Raw genomic sequence first — 17,456 nt, 5'->3', positions numbered from 1 at the left:
CCTTATTCTTGGTTTGCGCCCTGCCTTGCGCGACAGCATACACCATCCTCTGACAGGAGACACGCATGACCGACATGACCGGCCAGCCCGCCCCGGATTTCACCCTGCCCTCGACCGAGGGCGACGTCACGCTTTCGGCGCTTAAGGGCTCCAAGGTGGTGCTGTTCTTCTACCCGCGCGACGACACTTCGGGTTGCACCAAGGAGAACGAGGAGTTCAGCGCGCTGCAATCCGCTTTCGCCGAGGCCGGCACCAGGGTCTATGGCATATCCAAGGACAGTCTCGCCAGTCACGAGAAGTTCATGAAGAAGAAGAGCCTGACCGTGCCGCTGCTGACGGACGAAGAGTCCGACGTCTGCGAGAAATTCGGCGTCTGGGCCGAGAAATCCATGTATGGCAAGACCTACATGGGGATCGAGCGGTCGACCTTCCTGATCGACGCCGAGGGCCGGATCGCGCGGGAATGGCGCAAGGTCAAGGTGCCGGGCCACGCCGCCGAGGTGCTGGAGGCGGCGCGCGCGCCGTGAGCGTGCAGAGGGTTTCTTAACCGGCATGGCCTAAGCCTGCCGTCGCGGATGTTTCGCGACGGATGAGCGATGACCACCCTTGCCACCCTGTTCGGCTTGCATGACCTGCGGTTCGTCGCCGTGGCGGGTCTGCTCTGTGCCGTGGCGGGGGCGGTGGCGCAGCCGATCCTGGGGCGTGCCCGCACCGCCGCGCCCGGAGTCAGCCCGTTCTGGATCCTCTGCTTCGGCGTGATCGTCGGCAGTTCGATCTGGTCCGTGCATTTCATCGCCATGCTGGGCTATGCGCCGGCCGAACCGCTGGGCTACAGGCCGGACATGACCGGCCTGTCGCTGCTGGTCTCGGTGGCAGGCATGACGGCGATGGCCGCAGCCGCGCGGATGCCGGGCGTGCGGCGTGAACAGGCGGCGCAGACGCTGCTGTTCCTGGTCAGCGTGTCGGCGATGCATCACCTGGGCATGGCAGGACTGGTGGCCGCCGCCCCGCTGCATCACGCGCAGTCCGGCGTGGCGTTGTCGGTCCTGCTGGCAGCGCCCTGCGCGCTGCTCTTTGTCGTGCCGTCGATCGGGCTGCGACCGCGCCACTGCGCGATCCGGCGTGGCGGGGCCTTTACCCTGACGATCCTGCTGATCCATTTCGGCGGCATGGCGGCGCTGCATCGCGGCACGGGCGCGGCCCCCCTGCCCGATGGGCTGCTGACCGGCGCCGGGCTGATCTGGGTCGTGCTGCCGGTGACCGGGCTGATCCTGCTGGCCGGCGCCGCGATGCTGTTCCTCGAACGCCGAAACTCCGAGATATTCGAGCGGCGGCGCCTGGAAAACCGTCTGATCGACCCCGACCTGATGCTGCCCAACCGCGACGGCATGATCGCCGAGATGGCGGGCCGCATGGTCGAGGGGCGGCCCTTCCTGCTGCTGGCGTTGTCGCTGGGCGGCTTTCGCGAGGCGCGGATGCTGTTCGGACGCGACGTGCTGCGGCAGTGGCTGCCGCGGCTGGCGCGCCCGATCCAGCAGGCGGCAGGCGCCGAGTCGATCGTCGGCCATGCCGGTGCGGGGCATTTCCTGGTCCTGCTCGACCGCGGCGGGCGACAGGACGGCCCCGCCCTGTGGAAGGAGCGCGCGCAGGCCTTGCGCCGCGAAATCGGCCAGATCCGCCTTGCGCATGACGGCCAGGGCCTGACGCTGGAACCGGTGATCGGCCTTGCCGCCTTTCCCGAACACGGCGACCGGCCGCATGACCTGGCCGATCACGCGGATTTCGCGCTTGATGGCGCGGTCGAGGCAACAACGACCGATTGCGCCCTGTTCGACCGGCACAAGCTGGCGGAACGGCAGCGCACGGACCGCTTGGCGCTGGATCTGCGCGGCGCAATCCGCGACGGCGGGCTGGCGTTGCACCTGCAACCGCAGGTCAGCTTTGCGGTCGGGCCGGGGCCGGACCGCGTCACCGGGTTCGAGGCGCTTGCGCGCTGGACCCATCCCGAATTCGGCGCGGTCTCGCCAGCGGTCTTCGTGCCGTTGGCCGACCGCAACGGGCTGACCGCCGACCTGGCGCGCTGGGCGCTGACCACCGCCTGCACCGAGCTGGCCGCCTGGCCGGGAGCCCATACCGTGGCGGTCAATGTGCCGCCTGCCCTACTGGAGCGCGACCTGCTGCTGCCCATGGTGCGCGCGGCGCTGGGGCGCTCGGGGCTTGCGCCCTGCCGGCTGGAGATCGAGGTGACAGAGACCGGCATCATCGCCGACATGGATCGCGCTCGCGCCTGCATCGCCGAGTTGCGTGCCATGGGGGTGCGGGTCTCGCTGGACGATTTCGGCACCGGCAGCGCTTCGCTGCTGACGCTGTTCGAGATCCCGCTGGACAAGGTCAAGCTGGATCAGACCTTTGTCCGCGGCTGCGAGAGCGATCCGCGCTCGCGCGCGATCGTGGACAGCGCCGCCTTCGTCGCGCGCCGGCTGGGCATCGCGCTGCTGGCGGAGGGGGTCGAGACCGAGGCGCAGATGGCCGTACTGCGGCAAGGCGGGTTCGACGCGGTGCAGGGCTACCTGATCGCACCGCCGCTGCCGCCCGAGGTCGCGCGCGCCCGCTATGCCCGCAATCGCGCCACTGGCACGGGCTGACCTTGCCCCTTCGGACCCGCCGCGCTATCCCGGCCGCCGACCCGAAGGGAGCCCGCCATGCCAACGCTGACCGAGATGGCCGTCGACGTGCTGACCGCCGCCGACGGGCGCGAAAAGACCGCGAAATCGCGCGCCCATGCCGCTACCTGGTTCGCCGCCCGCGCCGCCGGCAAGCCGATCCCGCTGGGCGATGCGCAGGCGCCGTTGCGCCCCTCCCGCCCCGCGCATCCCGAACTGCTGGACCCGCGCGACGTGCCGAAACGCAAGCCGGGCAGCCCGCAGGGCCGCATCGCGCTGCTTCACGCCGTGGCGCATATCGAACTGAACGCGGTGGACCTGCACTGGGACATCATCCCGCGCTTTGCCCACGTCGCCATGCCGCCCGGCTTCTACGACGACTGGGTCAAGGCAGCGGACGAGGAATCGAAACATTTCAACCTGATCTGCGACTGCCTTGAGGCGCTGGGCAGCTTTTACGGCGCCCTGCCCGCCCATGCCGGCATGTGGCGCGCCGCCGAGGACACGGTCGACGACTTCATGGGGCGGCTCGCCGTGGTTCCGATGGTACTCGAGGCGCGCGGGCTGGACGTGACGCCAGGCATGATCGCGATCTTCCGCAAGGCCGGCGCCGACCAGGCCGTCGCCGCGCTGGAAACCATCTATGCCGAGGAAGTGGCCCATGTCGCCTATGGTTCCAAGTGGTTCCATTTCCTCTGCGGCCGGCACGATCTCGATCCCAAGGACGCCTTTCACACCCTTGTCCGGCGCCATTTCCACGGCGCGCTGAAGCCGCCCTTCAACGATGAAAAGCGCGCCGAAGCCGGTTTACCCCCCGATTTCTACTGGCCGCTGGCCGATCAGCCAGTTCCCGGAACCCGTTAAGATCGGCGGTTTTTCGCCGGTTCGGCGCCACTCCGCCAGCCGCGCCGACTCGAAAGCCCAAAAAACTTGCGATACCGTGAATGCGTGGCTATCCCCTTCGCCAAGGCGTCGGCCGGGGAACCGAGCGCTGTTGTTGGGACGGGTTAAGGGGACACCAGGTGAGAACACGTCTGGCCATTCGCATGCACGCGCTGATGGAGCGCTTCTTTCCGGAACGCCGGCTGTTTCTGCGCAGCGATACAGACACCCGATTCATCCGCCTGAAACCCGAAACCCAGGCCATCGCCTTCGCTGGCGGCACGCTGGTGATTGGCTGGACGATCATCGCCACCGCCATCCTGCTGATGGACAGCATCGGCGCCGGCAGCTACCGCGAGCAGGCCAAGCGCGAACAAACCACCTACCAGCAGCGCCTCAACGACCTGTCGCATGAACGCGACGCCCGCGCGGCCGAGGCCGTGGCGGCGCAGCAGCGTTTCAACTCGGCGTTGCAGCAGATCTCGATCATGCAGTCCGAACTGCTGGATTCCGAGGCCCGCCGCCGCGAGCTGGAAACCGGCATCGACGTGATCCAGGCGACTTTGCGCGACACCATGAGGGCGCGCGAGGAAATCTCCGACCGGCTGGCCGCGCTGGAACAGCAGATGCAGGACGGCGGCACCGCGCTGGCCGCCTCGGGCGAGACCGGCGACGGCACGCTCGACATGCTGTCCGACGCGCTGGCCCGCACCGCCGCCGAGCGCGACAAGGTCGTGGCCGACGCACAGGAGGCGCTGGTCCGCGCCGCCGAGATGCAGGCCGAGATCGAGCGCATGCAGGACAAGAACGACACCATCTTCCGCCAGCTCGAAGAGGCGATGACCGTGTCGGTCAAGCCGCTGGACAAGATGTTCGAGGCCGCCGGCATGGACCCGGACCGCATCCTGAACCAGGTGCGCCGCGGCTATTCCGGCCAGGGCGGCCCGCTGACCCCGCTCAGCTTCTCGACCCGGGGCGAAGAACCCTCCGAGGACACCCGCCGCGCCAACGAGATCCTCGGCCAGATGGATCGGTTGAACCTTTATCGGATCGCCGCGCAGAAGGCGCCTTTTGCCTCGCCGCTGAAGGATGCGTTCCGCTTCACCTCCGGGTTCGGCTATCGCTGGGGCCGGCTGCACGCTGGCACGGATTTCGCCGCGCCGCATGGTACGCCGATCTATTCCACCGCCGACGGCGTGGTGGTGCATGCGGGCTGGAATTCTGGCTATGGTCGCCTGATCAAGATCCAGCATGAATTCGGCATCGAAACCCGCTATGCCCACCTCTCCCAAATTCGCGTGTCCGTGGGTCAAAGAGTCTCGCGTGGGCAGCGCATCGGTGATATGGGGAACACAGGACGGTCGACCGGCACCCATCTGCACTACGAGGTCCGTGTCGGCGGAAAACCCGTCAATCCCATGACTTACATCAAGGCTGCAAACGATGTTTTCTAAGAGCAAGATCAACGAACCCGGCCCCAAGGCCGAGGATCCCAAACCCGCGGCCGCGCCCGAAGCGCAACGCCCGATGGGCGCAGGCGATTTCAAGCCCGCCGCCCCCAAGGCCAAGCCGCCGGCCTCGGTCCTGTCGAACGACCTGCACATCGTGGGCAACATCAAGACCACCGGCGACATCCAGGTCGAGGGCACGGTCGAGGGCGACATCCGCGCCCACCTGCTGACCATCGGCGAGTCGGCCACCATCAAGGGCGAGGTGATCGCCGATGACGTCGTCGTGCATGGTCGCATCGTCGGCCGCGTGCGCGGCCTCAAGGTGCGCCTGACCGCGAGCGCGCGGGTCGAAGGCGACATCATCCACAAGACGATCGCGATCGAATCCGGCGCCCATTTCGAAGGCTCGGTGCAGCGTCAGGACGACCCGCTGTCGGGCAACCGCCAGCGTCCCGCCGGCCAGCAGCAGCCCGCAGCGGCACCTCAGCGCCCCGCGCAGCCCGAGGCGCAGAACAGCTGATCGCCTTCGGCCATCGCGAAAATCAAAAGGGACGCCCAATGCGGTGATGCTTTCCATGCATTGGGACATGATTTCAAAGTCCCCTCATAGAGATTTTGGACAAACTTTGGCCGCGCCCTCTTTTGGGGCGCGGTCTTATTATTCAATGTTTTTCGTACCTTGCCGGATGCTCCGCGAGAAACCGGATCGTCGGCCGCGGCGGCGGGCATGACGCCTTTCGGAAGAAAGGCGCTTCTCAAGTCCATCGCAAAACCAGTGTTCATGCCCGCCGCGACGAGTTTGCGACACGGTTCGTCGTCAGCCCCGAGGCGTTGCTCCCTCGAAGACCTGACACCGAGCGGTTCGGAAGAAGTGACGAATGGCCATCTCGCGCGCTTCGTTGTCCGACATCACCGCACTTTGCATTTCGGTGTCACGCTAGCACATCCGGATCAGGGCGCCCATGAACAGCGCCTCGAACTCCGGTCTGACAACATCTTCCGGATTGTTGCGGATCATATCGCGAAGGTCCTCGTCCTCCAGGATTTCCTGGTTGACCCGTTCGAGACGCAGGAAGTCCTCGCGGGAAAAGGTTGTGCCATGGCGCTCGTTGAAGGCGGAGACAATCTCCGACAGCGAACGCTCTTCCTCCTCGGTGTAGGGGCTGCCCCGAACTCTTCGATCGGGCGCAGGCGCGTCCCGTCTCCGGCGGTCACCCGCTCACCGTCTTGCGCTTTGTGATAGCGCCGTCGCGGCTTCTTTCTCCCGTTCAGCCGGTCGATCAGGTTCGAGCGGGCCACGCCCAGGGTTTGAGCCACGACCGTCACCGGAAATCGTCCGGTCGCGGCGACCGCGCGAGCTAGGTCGGTTTTTTTGACCGTGACTTGTCCAGCGCCTCACGCAGGATCTCCGCCTCCAGCGTCTTGCGCCCGAGCTGGCTTTCGAGCTCGCGGATACGGTCCTCCATCTGGCGGACGATCTTGTTGCTCGTGACCTCATCGTCCTCGGACACAGCCACACTTCCCCATTCGAGCATGAGCCGGCGCCAACGATACAGCAGGTTGGGCACCACACCATTGCGGCGCGCGACCACCGAAATGCTGGCCCGGTCGTCCAGCGTCTCCTCTACGATCCGTAGCTTCTCTGCGGCAGTCCAGCGGCGCCGACGGCCGACATCGGTGATGATCTCAATCTCAGACATAAGCACGTGCTCTGGCAGATGCCTAAGCCTCCATGGTTATGCCCAAGTGTCCGGTCGAAACGGGGGCCAGTTCAATCGCCTCGATCAGGTCCTGTTCCAGCAGCCAGCGGCGGATCTCGCTCTCGCCCGAGCCAACGCCGCCCGAGAAGAGGGGCGAGCCGTTCATCACGATGCCGATGCGCGATCCCTGTTGGTCGGGACGCATCTTGGATACCATGTGCTAGACGAAGAGGAACTGTCCGTCCGAGATGCGTGGCAGGCCTGCGCCGAAGCGGCCATCCATGCCGAGAGTCTCGTGCTCGGTCTTCACCTTGTCCTGGGACTTCTTCCAGGCCACGCCGTAGGGCGGATTGGACAGCATGTAATGGAACTTGTGGTTCGGAAAGGCGTCGTCGGTGAGCGTGTTGCCGAAGGCGATGTTCTCGGGGTCATGGCCCGTGATCAGCATGTCGGATTTGCAGATCGCATAGTTTTCTTGATCGTCTCCTGGCCGATGATCTGCACGCGAATCTTCCTGTTCAGGCCGCGCATCTTCTCTTCACTGATCGAGGCCATGCCGCCGGTGCCGATGGTCGGGTCGTAGATGGTGCGGATGACGCCGGAACCGGCGAGTGCCTCGTGGTCGTAGGCCAGGAGCAGCTCGACCATGAGCCGGATCACCTCGCACGGGGTGAAGTAGTCGCCGTTGTCGGACGCCGCATTTTCGTTGAACCGCCGGATCAGGTCCTCGAAGAGGATGCCCATCTCGATGTTGTCGATCTCGTTCGGGTGGAGGTCGATCTGAGAGAACCGCTCGAACACGAGGTAGAGGATGCCGGCCTCGTCGAGGCGTTTCAGTTGCTCCGGGAAGCCGAACTTGTCGATGAAGATGTCGCGCGCGTTCACCGAAAACTTGGTAATGTAGTCGGTCAGGTTGGCGCGCAGCTGTCCTGCGTTCTGCGCGCGCATGCTCTCGAAGGAGAAGCGTCTGCCGTTGTAGATCTTCGCACGGGGGCCGACGATGTTCGTCAGCATACGGTCGCGCATCTGATCGTCGATGTTGTCGGCCAGGCTTTCCGCGGCAGCGATGACCGCGTCCTTGGTCGGCGCCAGCACGCAGTCGAGACGGCGCAGGACGACAAAGGGCAAGATGATCCTTGCGTATTCCGATGGCTTCACATCGCCGCGCAGAAGCTCTGCGATCGACCAGCTGAAGGAGCCAAGGGAGTTCGTGTCCTGTTTCGCCATGCGGAGCCTCAACCTGTTTCGTGCTGGAATATCCGTTTTATATTCATGAACTTACGAGATATTGGCCCGTTTTGTCCTGACCGAAAGGTTTCACGAAACAGATCACGGCGCGTGTGGCTGGTTTTATACGGCTGCCTGAAGGCACCGGGTTGTGGCGATCTCGCGCCAGCGACGCTGCATCTCCCGTTCGTAGGCCAGGAAAACCTTTTCGAACCAGGCAATGCGGTCATAGATGCGGGAGAATCCAATCTTCTTTCCGGCCGCAGCAGCCCCGATCATTCTCTGGACATCAGCAATGCCGGCGCTGTTGAGGATGGCCCTAGGATCCGAAGGTTATCGGCCGTGGTTTTCTGGCTTGCGTGCGGAAGCGAAACCGTGAAACGCGCGCCCTTGCGGCCATGGCAGGGTTTCTACACGAGGCGGATCGCCTTTGGCGTTGCCTTCTTCTTCGTAGACCCCTCATGCGTGCCGTTCAGGATGAACTCGCTCGGCCTTTCGAGGACGCGCACACCGCATGCGCCGCATGCGGGCCCGTCGAGAACACCATTGAAGTTGCGCAGCCGTTCGACCTCTTCCCGGAGGTGGTCAGGCGACAGGATCGAGAAGCCCGAGTTGCAGACCTCGCCTGAACACGTGATTCCGAGGCACCGGATCGTGCGTTGATCGGACCAGGCATAAGGATCGTGCTCGAAGTCGAATGCGCGAGAGACGCGGCGTTACGCGTTGTCTGCCCCGGAGAGCTTGTAGGTCCCCGGCCCATGCTTATCGAAGAGCTTTGCCTGTTCTGGCGACAAGTCGGGATACTTCTCGTTGCGCAGGCGCTGCCGTGTTATCTGGTCGGCAAAAGGTTTCCCAAAGTTGAAGCAGTCAGGGTTCGCGCAGGTGTTGATGCGGTGCACCCCGGTGCAGGGGTAGAGTTGCGAGATTTCGAAGTTGATCGTCGGCAAGCTTTTCATCGGAGCCTTACGCATGCGTGGCTCCGCCTCGAGTCGTTGTGCGACATGAGGCCAGAAAAACCACGCTGTTTGGAGTCATTGCGGAAAATCTTCCGCATCCCGCCTCATTGAGGGTCAAGCTTGCTCTGGTTCGATATTGGCCCTATCGTTCAAACACGAAGGAGAAAGTTCGAGATCGCGCGGATTTCGAGCATGGGCATCAGTTCGAGAAAATATTCTCGAACTATCTCGTCCAGTCCATCTTCGTTTCAGCCATTTTTTCCGTCTGGAATCAAAAGTCTGGCGGTTTGATCCGCCAAGCCTGTAATGTTCGTGTCCCAAGGCACCGAAAGCGTCACCAATGCGGCGTCCCTTTTTCTTTTGGTCGACCCGGCGGCGGCGCGGGGCTCAGGCCTCCAGCTCGGCGTCCCAATAGAGGAAGTCCATCCAGCTTTCGTGCAAGTGGTTGGGCGGGAATCGCCGGCCCATGTCCAGCAGTTCGGGGGCCGAGGGGCAACGCGGCGGCTTGCGCAGGCTCATCCCCGCCTGCCGCAGACTTTTCGAGCCCTTGCGCAGATTGCAGGGCGCGCAGGCGGCCACCACGTTTTCCCAGCTGGTCCTCCCTCCGCTGGCGCGCGGCACCACGTGGTCAAAGGTCAGTTCGGCCCGGTCGCCGCAATACTGGCAGCGGAATTCGTCCCTCAGAAAAAGATTGAAGCGCGTGAAGGCCACGCGCTTCCTGGGTTTGACGTAGTCCTTCAGCACCACGACGCTGGGTATGCGCAGCGACATCGACGGGCTTCGCACCACCTCGTCATACTCGGCCACAATATCGACCCTGTCGAGAAAGGCCGCCTTGACCGCATCCTGCCAGGGCCAGAGGCTGAGCGGATAGTAACTCAGCGGCCGGTAATCCGCGTTCAGCACAAGCGCCGGGTGATGTTTCAGCGCGCCCGGTTCGCGCGTGAAATGGATCCTGAAATCGCCATCCATGGGGGACTCGTCCTCCGCCCTGTCTGCCTCGTTCCGGCATCAGGGCGGGAGCCCCCGCCCCAGCCTTTTAACCACTATATCTCGCGTTTTGCCTCTGGCAAGCCCCGCAAGATGCGGTGGTCGGCGGAAGGGATAGTCAGGATGCGTAACGCCTGCGTGACAGGCACCGGAGGCGCCCCATTCAGGGTGCGACAGGCTCAGAACCCGCACTTGTCCCGCAGAAAGGCCAGCGCGACGCCCAACCCGTCGGGCGCGATGCCGTGGGCGGTGCCCTCCATCACGTGGGCATAGACCTCTTTCCAGCCGGCCTTTTGCAGCGCGTCGGCGGCCTCGGGCAGGGATTGCACAGGCACGACGTCGTCCTGATCGCCATGCACCAGCAGGACCGGCGGACGCGACACGACCTCGTCGACCAGCGACTCGGGCGCCAAGAGGCGGCCGGAAAAGGCCACGACTCCCGCGACCGCGTCCTCGCGCCGGGGCGCGACATGCAGGCTCATCATGGTACCCTGCGAAAAGCCGAACAGCGCCACCTGCTCCGGCATCAGGTCCTCGTCGACCATCAGCGCATCGAGAAAGGCGTTCAGGTCGTCCACCGCGCGGGCCATGCCCTGCATCGATTCCTCTTCGGACGATCCGTCGATCCACGGGATCGGGAACCACTGAAAGCCAAAGGGCGCCCCGGCGCAGGCCTCGGGCGCGTCGGGCGAGACGAACAGCGTGTCCGGCAGGTGTTCCGCCAAAGGATCGGCCAAGCCCAGCAGGTCGGCGCCGTTCGCGCCGTAGCCATGCAGGAAGACCACGCAAGAGCGGGTCTCGCCCGATTTCGGCTCGACCCGGCCGGTATTCAGAACGCGCGTCACAGGATACCCTCCCTTTGCTTGGCAACGTGGTAGTAGGCCCAGAGCGCGCGGGCCGCAACCGATCTCCAAGGGCGCCAGTCCTCGGCCATCTGCCGCAGGGTGCGGTCACGCGGCCTGTCGTCGAGGTCGAAAAGAATACGCGCGCCCTCTTGCAGGGCCAGGTCGCCCGGGGCGAAGACATCGGCGCGGCCGAGGCTGAACATGGCATAGATCTCGGCCGTCCAGACGCCGATTCCCTTCACCGCGACCAGCGTTTCCACGACCTGCGCGGTTGGGGCGTCGCGCAGCGCCTCATAGTCGATGCCCGCCTCGGACAGGGCCAGCGCATAAGCCGCCTTCTGCCGACTGAGGCCGAGGGCGCGCAGGCGGTCCTCGCCCAGGTCCAGCACGGTTTCGGGACGGCTCGCCCCGGCCTCGTCCAGCCTTGCCCAGATCGCGCGGGCCGAGGCGACGCTGACCTGCTGGCTGACGATCGCCTGCAGGAGTTGCGCAAAGCCGTCCGGGCGCAGCCGCAGCGGCAGGGGGCCGGTCCGCTCCAGCGCATGGGCGAAACGCGGCTCGTGCGCGGCCAGCCAGTCGCAGCCCTCGGCGATGCAGTCGGGTCCCAGGATCACCCGTTCGGGCAGGTCAGCCATGCCAGCGCCTCCTTGACTGTTGCCACGCTTGGCCCATCGGGGCGGCGCGGTCGGTCGATCAGCGCCACTGGCAGGCCCAGCGCGCGGGCGGCGGCGAGTTTCGGCCAGCCACCCGGCCCGCCCGCGTCGGGCACGATCAGCCAGTCGATCCGCTCGCGCCGCAACAGCCGCGCCTCCTGCGCCGGGGTAAAAGGCCCCTCGCCCGGCAGAAAGCGGCCATGGCGCAGCGGGAACCGCCCGCCCCGCCCGATGCGACGCGCCAGGACGCAGGCGCGCAAGCCGCGCAGGCGCGGCAGTTCTGCCCGGCCCAGCGTCACCAGAACGCGGGCGCCGGATGGGATCACGCGTGCCGCATCCTCGACCCGACGCAGGCGCGTCCAGCGGTCGCGCGGACCGGGACGCCAGCCGGGACGGACCAGTTGCAGGCGCGGCAGGCCCAGCGCCTCGCAGGCCCGCGCCACGGCAAAGGCGGTCGCCGAATCGCAGGGATGCGCAGCCTCGACCACCACGCGCGCGCCCAGCAGCGCCAGCAGCGCCTCATCCACCGGCCCGGTGCTGACCGGACCGGACCAGCGCCGCGCCACGCGCTCGGGCACCGGCATGTGGACATGCGCGCCCGGCAGGGCACGGGCCAGCGCATGCGCCTCGGCCGATCCCGCGATGATGACGATCCCGTTCATGCCCCTTCCCTTACGATGCAGCCGCGCGCATCGCCACCGGCAAAGCGTGCGCCGATGAACACATTCCCCACTTGCGATACCAGCGCGCCCCGCGTAACCCCAACCCATGAGCACCGAGAGCCGCGCCAAACGCAATGTCGCCGTCCTGGTCGCCGCACAGGCGATCCTGGGCGCGCAGATGCCGCTGATCTTCACCATCGGGGGGCTTGCCGGTCAGTCGCTGGCCTCGAACCTCTGTTTCGCCACGCTGCCAATCTCGCTGATCGTGCTGGGCTCGATGACCTCGGCCACGCCGCTGTCCTGGTTCATGCAGCGGTTCGGCCGGCGGGCGGGGTTCTTCGTCGGGGCGACGGGTGGCGCGACGGGGGCGGCGATCTGCACGCTGGGCCTGTATCTGGGTTCCTTCCCGATCTTCCTGCTGGGCTCGTTCTTTACCGGCGTCTACATGTCGGCGCAGGGCTTCTACCGCTTTGCCGCCGCCGACACCGCGACCGACGATTTCCGGCCCAAGGCGATCTCGTATGTCATGGCGGGCGGCCTGGCCTCGGCCATCATCGGGCCGCAGCTGGTCAAGCTGTCTTCGGGCGCGATCGACCATCCCTCGGCGCTGGTGTCGAGTTTCGCCGGCGCCTACATGATGGTGATCGTGCTGAACGTTCTGGGCTCGATGCTGTTCCTGTTCCTCGATATCCCCAAGCCGCCCGTGCCCGCCGTCGACGCCCCGCGCGGCCGCAGCCGGTGGGAGCTGATCACCACCCCGCGCATCGCCGTGGCGGTGATCTGCGCCATGGTCAGCTATGCGCTGATGAACCTTGTGATGACCTCGACGCCGCTGGCCGTGGTGGGCTGTGGATTCGAGACGAACGATGCCGCCAACGTGGTCACCGCCCATGTGCTGGCGATGTTCGCGCCCAGCTTCTTCACCGGGCACCTGATCGCACGGTTCGGCGTCGAACGGATCGTCGGCGCGGGCCTGGTGATCCTGGCGGGCGCCGGCGCGGTGGCGCTGATGGGCGTCGAGCTGGAACATTTCTTTGTCGCGCTGGTGCTGCTGGGGCTGGGATGGAACTTTGGTTTCATCGGGGCGACAGCGATGCTGGCAGGCGCGCATGAGCCGCACGAGCGCGGGCGGATGCAGGGGCTGAACGACCTGCTGGTGTTCGGCGGCGTGACCTTTGCCTCGCTGGCCTCGGGCGGGTTGATGAACTGCTCGGGCGGCACACCCGAGGCCGGGTGGACCTCGGTCAACCTGGCGATGGCGCCCTTCCTGGCGCTGGCCGGGGGCGCGCTGATCTGGCTGGCGCTGCGGCCCGATCAGGACACGGCCCGCGCCTGAGGCGCGACAGGCCTACTGCCTGTTCAGGACAGCGCCAGCAGGCGCAGCCGTGCGCCGAATTCCGACAGGCGGAGCCGGCCCTCGGCCACGCAGCCCGGGTCCCGCGCCACCATCCGCAGCAAGGCGCGCGCCTGCCAGAACTCCAGCACCGAGGCCGCCGCCTGCGGCCCGAGCGCCCGGCGCAGCGCGCGCAGCCCGCCCGCACGGTCCAGCGCCGCGAGGCTGTCGGACGCCAGCCGGGCCAGCGTCGGCGGGCGGCCATCAGGCAAGGGCTGACGCCCCCGCGCCTCCAGTTCCGGAACGGCCTGAAGATAGCGCGCAAGGCCGGCCGCCCTGCCCCACGTTGTCATGGCCTTCGGAACGCTGGTCGCGCCAAGGCTGCGCGCCGCGCCTTCGGCCAGCGCGCCCGCCGTGGCGTCGAGATAGGCCAACAGCGCCGCCTCGTCGGCAAAGGGTGCGCGGTCCACGTCCACTGCCCTTGCCGCGATCACCCGGCGCAGCGGGTCGAGCGCCTCGGGGCGGGTCGCCACGGCCAGCGGCGTCACCACCTCGTGCCGCCGGACAAAGCCGCCCGCAGCGATCTCGTCCAGCACATCGGACCACCATTGCAGGCGCATCTGCACGATCAACGGTTCCTTCGACGCCCAGGGCGCGCGCGACACCTCGACATTGAAGGCATAGACCGGGAACAGCACCGCCCGCGCCGCGACCGGCGCGGCCATGGCGGCGCGGAACCGTTCGGGGTCCGCCCGTTCGACCAGCTGCGCGCAGGCGACCAGATCGGGGTTGTCGTGGAACGGATCGCTCATGGCCGTGCCGTCACGCCCCCTCGCGGTCGCGCACCAGCTTCCAGCGCACCGCGTCCAGCAGCGCCTCGAAGCTGGCGTCGACGATGTTCGCGCTGACCCCCACGGTGGACCAGCTGCGCCCCTGCGCGTCGGCGCTGTCGATGATGACGCGGGTCACGGCCTCGGTGCCTCCTTGCGTGATGCGCACCTTGAAATCGACCAGTCGCATGTCGTCGATCACCCCCTGGTAGGGGCCCAGATCCTTGGCCAGCGCCTTGGACAGCGCGTTGACCGGACCGCGGTCGCTGCCCGCCTCGTCGAGGGATTCCGAGACCGACAGTTTCTTTTCGCCATCGACCTTCACCACGACCACCGCCTCAGACAAGCTGACCATCTGGTTGTACTTGTTCTTGCGGCGCTCGACGGTCACGCGGTAGCGCTTGACCTCGAAGAACTCGGGCAACAGGCCTAGCTCCTCGCGCGCCAATAGCTCAAAACTCGCCTGCGCGGTGTCATAGCTGTAGCCCTCGGCCTCGCGCGCCTTGACCACCTCCAGGATGCGCGGCAGCGCCGGGTTGTCGGGCGCAACCTCCAGTCCCATCTCGGCCAGCCTGCGGCGCAGGTTCGACTGCCCCGCCTGGTTCGACATCGGGATGATGCGGCTGTTGCCGACAAGGCCGGGGTCGATGTGTTCGTAGGTCGTCGGGTTCTTGACGATGGCGCTGGCATGCAGCCCGGCCTTGTGGGCAAAGGCCGAGGCGCCGACATAGGCCGCCTGTTTCTGCGGCACGCGGTTCAGGATGTCGTCCAGCATCCGGCTGGTGCGGGTCAGCCCCTCCAGCGCCTGCGCGGTCACGTTAGTCTCGAAGGCGTCGGCGTAGGGCTGTTTCAGACACAACGTCGGGATCAGCGCCGTCAGGTTCGCGTTGCCACAGCGTTCGCCCAGCCCGTTCAGCGTGCCCTGCACCTGCCGCGCGCCGGCCTCGACCGCCGCGAGGCTGCCCGCGACGGCCTGTTCGGTGTCGTTATGGGTGTGGATTCCCAGCCGGTCGCCAGGAATGCCCGCCGCGATCAGCGCCTCGACCGTGCGTCCGATCCGCGAGGGCATGGTCCCGCCATTGGTGTCGCACAGGACCAGCCAGCGCGCGCCAGCCTCAAGCGAAGCTTGCAGGCAGGCGGTGGCATAACCCGCGTCACGGGCATGGCCGTCAAAGAAATGCTCCGCATCGAAAAGCGCCTCGCGCCCCAGCGAAACCAGATGCGCGACCGAGGCGCGGATGTTCTCGAGGTTCTCGTCGGCGGTGATGCCCAGCGCATCGGTGACGTGGAACAGGTCGGACTTGCCCACAAGGCAGACCGCCGGGGTGCCCGCGTTCGTCACCGCCGCGAGGACATCGTCGTTTTCAGCAGACCGTCCGGCCCGCTTGGTCATGCCGAAGGCTGTCAGGGTGGCGCGGGTCCTGGGCGCCTCGTCGAAAAACGCGCTGTCGGTCGGGTTCGCGCCGGGCCAGCCGCCCTCGATGTAATCAACGCCCAGGGCGTCGAGCGCACGGGCGATGCGGATCTTCTCGGGCGTCGAAAACTGCACGCCCTGCGTCTGCTGCCCGTCGCGCAGCGTGGTGTCGTAGAGGTAGAGGCGTTCGCGGGTCATGCGGTTCGCTCCGGAAACAGGAGGGGCGCGCCCGACCCTGGGCGGGCGCCTTGAAACGCCCGTGCTGAGCGGTTTATCCCGAAAGCCCCGGACGACGGCAGGACGGTGCGGGACATCGCCAATGCGCCCTCCCGGGGGGAGGGTCGAGCGCGGCCCGGGCTGGTTGCCCGGGCCTGACAGATCAAACGGCGCGCCATCATACCCCCTCCAGTTTCGCAGCGTCGAAGCACGCGCCGGGCACCAGATCGACCCCCTGCTTGGACATGCGCACCTCGACGCCTGCCGCAAGCAACGCGGCCTTGAGCCGGTCCACCTCGGAGAAATCCCTGCTTGCCATCGCCGCGACCCGTGCCGCCGCCAGGCGATCCGCCCAGCCCGACAGATCGGCTTCGACCTCGTCCCAGCCGCCCAGTTCCTCGGTCAGCAGGCCCAGCAATTCCGCCCCGGCCTTAAGGGCCGGGACCTCACCGGCCGCCGCCAGCCTGTGCAGTTCGGCAATCGCGCCGGCGGTGTTCAGGTCGTCGGCCAGCGTCGCAACCAGGGCCTCGGGCACAGCGCCCGCCGCGATGCCATCCACCATCGCCCGCCACTTGCGCAACGTGGCTTCGGCCTCACGCGCCTTCTCGGCGGTCCAGTCCATCGGCTTGCGGTAATGCGTGCTCAGCATGACAAACCGGATCACCTCGCCCGGGATGCCCTGGTCGAGCAGGTCGCGGACGGTGAAGAAGTTGCCCAGCGACTTGGACATCTTCTTGCCCTCGACCTGCAGCATCTCGTTGTGCAACCAGACCTGCGCCATGCGCTCGGTCCCGTTGGCGCAGCAGCTTTGGGCGATCTCGTTCTCGTGGTGCGGAAACATCAGGTCGTTGCCGCCGCCGTGGATGTCGAACACGTCGCCCAGCAGCGCCTTGGCCATGGCCGAGCACTCGATATGCCAGCCGGGGCGGCCCCGGCCCCAGGGGCTGTCCCAGCCCGGCAGGTCATCGGAGGACGGTTTCCAGAGGACGAAATCCATCGGGTCTTCCTTGAAGGGCGCAACCTCGACCCGCGCGCCCGCGATCATGTCGTCGACCGACCGGCCCGACAAGGCACCGTAGCGCGCGAAGGCGCGCACGCGGAACAGAACATGGCCCTCCTTCGCATAGGCAAAGCCCTTGGCGATCAGCCCTTCGATCATGGCAACCATCTCGGCGATATAGGCAGTGGCGCGAGGCATGTGAATGGGTTCCATTACGCCGACCGCCGCCATGTCCTCGAGATACCAGCGCGTCGTCTCGGCGGTGATGTCGCCGATGCTGCGCCCGCTTTCCGCCGCCCGCGCGTTGATCTTGTCGTCGACGTCGGTGAAGTTTCGCACATAGGTCACATGGTCCGCCCCGTAGACATGGCGCAGCAGGCGGAACAGCACGTCGAAGACGATGGCGGGGCGGGCATTGCCCAGATGCGCGCGGTCATAGACCGTGGGGCCGCAGACATACATCCGCACGTTTTGCGGATCGAGCGGCGTGAACGGCTCTTTCTTGCGGGTCCGGGAATTGGTCAGGCGGAGTTGCATGGGCCAGTCCTTCGCGAATGTCGCGGCGGGCTTAGCAAGTCTGATCCTGATAGGGAATAGACGACCGCCCGCCAGAGGCCGGGTCGATCCCGGCCAT

Annotated in this window: 15 protein-coding genes and 2 pseudogenes; 6 read left to right on the top strand and 11 right to left on the bottom strand. The window is 66.5% G+C overall.

Annotated elements, in window-relative coordinates:
• The first annotated feature begins 65 nt into the window (after positions 1-65).
• The 5 genes from KB874_RS07360 (at position 66) to KB874_RS07340 (ending at position 5,516) form a co-directional block, all read left to right on the top strand.
• Positions 66-527: a peroxiredoxin gene (locus KB874_RS07360; RefSeq protein ID WP_212535926.1), complete on the top strand. Its 462-nt coding sequence runs from the start codon at positions 66-68 to the stop codon at positions 525-527.
• A gap of 69 nt (positions 528-596) precedes the next feature.
• Positions 597-2,645: a putative bifunctional diguanylate cyclase/phosphodiesterase gene (locus KB874_RS07355; protein ID WP_212535925.1), complete on the top strand. Its 2,049-nt coding sequence runs from the start codon at positions 597-599 to the stop codon at positions 2,643-2,645.
• Positions 2,646-2,702: 57 nt separating this feature from the next.
• The gene (locus KB874_RS07350; protein WP_212535924.1) at positions 2,703-3,527 is read left to right on the top strand and encodes a ferritin-like domain-containing protein; all 825 of its coding nucleotides are present in this window, start codon (positions 2,703-2,705) and stop codon (positions 3,525-3,527) included.
• Between the two features lie 158 nt (positions 3,528-3,685).
• Positions 3,686-4,999: a DUF5930 domain-containing protein gene (locus KB874_RS07345; protein WP_212535923.1), complete on the top strand. Its 1,314-nt coding sequence runs from the start codon at positions 3,686-3,688 to the stop codon at positions 4,997-4,999.
• Positions 4,989-5,516 carry a bactofilin family protein gene (locus KB874_RS07340; protein ID WP_212535922.1) on the top strand — a complete coding sequence of 176 codons (528 nt, stop codon included), beginning with the start codon at positions 4,989-4,991 and terminating at the stop codon, positions 5,514-5,516. The genes KB874_RS07345 and KB874_RS07340 overlap by 11 nt, the downstream gene beginning before the upstream one ends.
• A gap of 698 nt (positions 5,517-6,214) precedes the next feature.
• Here the strand turns inward: KB874_RS07340 and KB874_RS07335 are convergent.
• From KB874_RS07335 to KB874_RS07295, 8 genes and pseudogenes are all read right to left on the bottom strand, one after another.
• Positions 6,215-6,714: pseudogene (locus KB874_RS07335) on the bottom strand (transposase); the annotation flags it as partial.
• A gap of 4 nt (positions 6,715-6,718) precedes the next feature.
• Positions 6,719-6,901, bottom strand: a complete 183-nt coding sequence (locus tag KB874_RS07330) for a hypothetical protein (RefSeq protein ID WP_212535921.1) — start codon at positions 6,899-6,901, stop codon at positions 6,719-6,721.
• 15 nt (positions 6,902-6,916) lie between these two features.
• Positions 6,917-7,923, bottom strand: a pseudogene (locus KB874_RS07320) (type I restriction-modification system subunit M).
• Between the two features lie 716 nt (positions 7,924-8,639).
• Positions 8,640-8,894 carry a hypothetical protein gene (locus KB874_RS07315; RefSeq protein ID WP_212535918.1) on the bottom strand — a complete coding sequence of 85 codons (255 nt, stop codon included), beginning with the start codon at positions 8,892-8,894 and terminating at the stop codon, positions 8,640-8,642.
• A gap of 372 nt (positions 8,895-9,266) precedes the next feature.
• On the bottom strand, positions 9,267-9,851 hold the full coding sequence (locus KB874_RS07310; RefSeq protein WP_212535917.1) for an HNH endonuclease: 585 nt from the start codon (positions 9,849-9,851) through the stop codon (positions 9,267-9,269).
• 197 nt (positions 9,852-10,048) lie between these two features.
• Positions 10,049-10,714, bottom strand: a complete 666-nt coding sequence (locus KB874_RS07305; RefSeq protein WP_212535916.1) for an alpha/beta hydrolase — start codon at positions 10,712-10,714, stop codon at positions 10,049-10,051.
• Positions 10,711-11,349, bottom strand: coding sequence for a DNA-3-methyladenine glycosylase family protein (locus tag KB874_RS07300; RefSeq protein WP_212535915.1), 639 nt, complete (start codon positions 11,347-11,349; stop codon positions 10,711-10,713). The genes KB874_RS07305 and KB874_RS07300 overlap by 4 nt, the downstream gene beginning before the upstream one ends.
• Positions 11,325-12,029, bottom strand: a complete 705-nt coding sequence (locus KB874_RS07295; protein WP_212535914.1) for a precorrin-6A/cobalt-precorrin-6A reductase — start codon at positions 12,027-12,029, stop codon at positions 11,325-11,327. The genes KB874_RS07300 and KB874_RS07295 overlap by 25 nt, the downstream gene beginning before the upstream one ends.
• A 106-nt stretch (positions 12,030-12,135) precedes the next feature.
• Between KB874_RS07295 and KB874_RS07290 the strand changes: the two genes are divergently transcribed.
• Positions 12,136-13,365, top strand: coding sequence for an MFS transporter (locus KB874_RS07290; protein ID WP_212535913.1), 1,230 nt, complete (start codon positions 12,136-12,138; stop codon positions 13,363-13,365).
• A gap of 23 nt (positions 13,366-13,388) precedes the next feature.
• Here KB874_RS07290 and KB874_RS07285 read toward each other — a convergent pair whose 3' ends face one another.
• From KB874_RS07285 to cysS, 3 genes are all read right to left on the bottom strand, one after another.
• Entirely contained in the window at positions 13,389-14,174 is a 786-nt protein-coding gene (locus KB874_RS07285; RefSeq protein WP_212535912.1) for a squalene/phytoene synthase family protein, read from the bottom strand.
• Positions 14,175-14,184: 10 nt separating this feature from the next.
• On the bottom strand, positions 14,185-15,804 hold the full coding sequence (gene cimA, locus KB874_RS07280) for a citramalate synthase (RefSeq protein WP_212535911.1): 1,620 nt from the start codon (positions 15,802-15,804) through the stop codon (positions 14,185-14,187).
• Positions 15,805-16,000: 196 nt separating this feature from the next.
• Entirely contained in the window at positions 16,001-17,359 is a 1,359-nt protein-coding gene (gene cysS / locus KB874_RS07275; protein ID WP_212535910.1) for a cysteine--tRNA ligase, read from the bottom strand.
• Between the last annotated feature and the right edge of the window lie 97 nt (positions 17,360-17,456).

It is taken from the genome of Thetidibacter halocola (assembly GCF_018224955.1).
In the GTDB taxonomy this organism is placed as follows: Bacteria; Pseudomonadota; Alphaproteobacteria; order Rhodobacterales; family Rhodobacteraceae; genus Thetidibacter; species Thetidibacter halocola.
This window is presented reverse-complemented; position numbering and strand designations above follow the sequence as displayed.

Coding starts and splice junctions, on each gene's coding strand:
- KB874_RS07330 (WP_212535921.1), bottom strand. CDS start 6,901: ATGCGTCCCGACCAACAGGGATCGCGCATCGGCATCGTGATGAACGGC.
- KB874_RS07300 (WP_212535915.1), bottom strand. CDS start 11,349: ATGGCTGACCTGCCCGAACGGGTGATCCTGGGACCCGACTGCATCGCC.
- KB874_RS07340 (WP_212535922.1), top strand. CDS start 4,989: ATGTTTTCTAAGAGCAAGATCAACGAACCCGGCCCCAAGGCCGAGGAT.
- KB874_RS07355 (WP_212535925.1), top strand. CDS start 597: ATGACCACCCTTGCCACCCTGTTCGGCTTGCATGACCTGCGGTTCGTC.
- cysS (WP_212535910.1), bottom strand. CDS start 17,359: ATGCAACTCCGCCTGACCAATTCCCGGACCCGCAAGAAAGAGCCGTTC.
- KB874_RS07285 (WP_212535912.1), bottom strand. CDS start 14,174: ATGAGCGATCCGTTCCACGACAACCCCGATCTGGTCGCCTGCGCGCAG.
- KB874_RS07360 (WP_212535926.1), top strand. CDS start 66: ATGACCGACATGACCGGCCAGCCCGCCCCGGATTTCACCCTGCCCTCG.
- KB874_RS07290 (WP_212535913.1), top strand. CDS start 12,136: ATGAGCACCGAGAGCCGCGCCAAACGCAATGTCGCCGTCCTGGTCGCC.
- KB874_RS07350 (WP_212535924.1), top strand. CDS start 2,703: ATGCCAACGCTGACCGAGATGGCCGTCGACGTGCTGACCGCCGCCGAC.
- KB874_RS07310 (WP_212535917.1), bottom strand. CDS start 9,851: ATGGATGGCGATTTCAGGATCCATTTCACGCGCGAACCGGGCGCGCTG.
- KB874_RS07295 (WP_212535914.1), bottom strand. CDS start 12,029: ATGAACGGGATCGTCATCATCGCGGGATCGGCCGAGGCGCATGCGCTG.
- KB874_RS07315 (WP_212535918.1), bottom strand. CDS start 8,894: ATGCGTAAGGCTCCGATGAAAAGCTTGCCGACGATCAACTTCGAAATC.
- cimA (WP_212535911.1), bottom strand. CDS start 15,804: ATGACCCGCGAACGCCTCTACCTCTACGACACCACGCTGCGCGACGGG.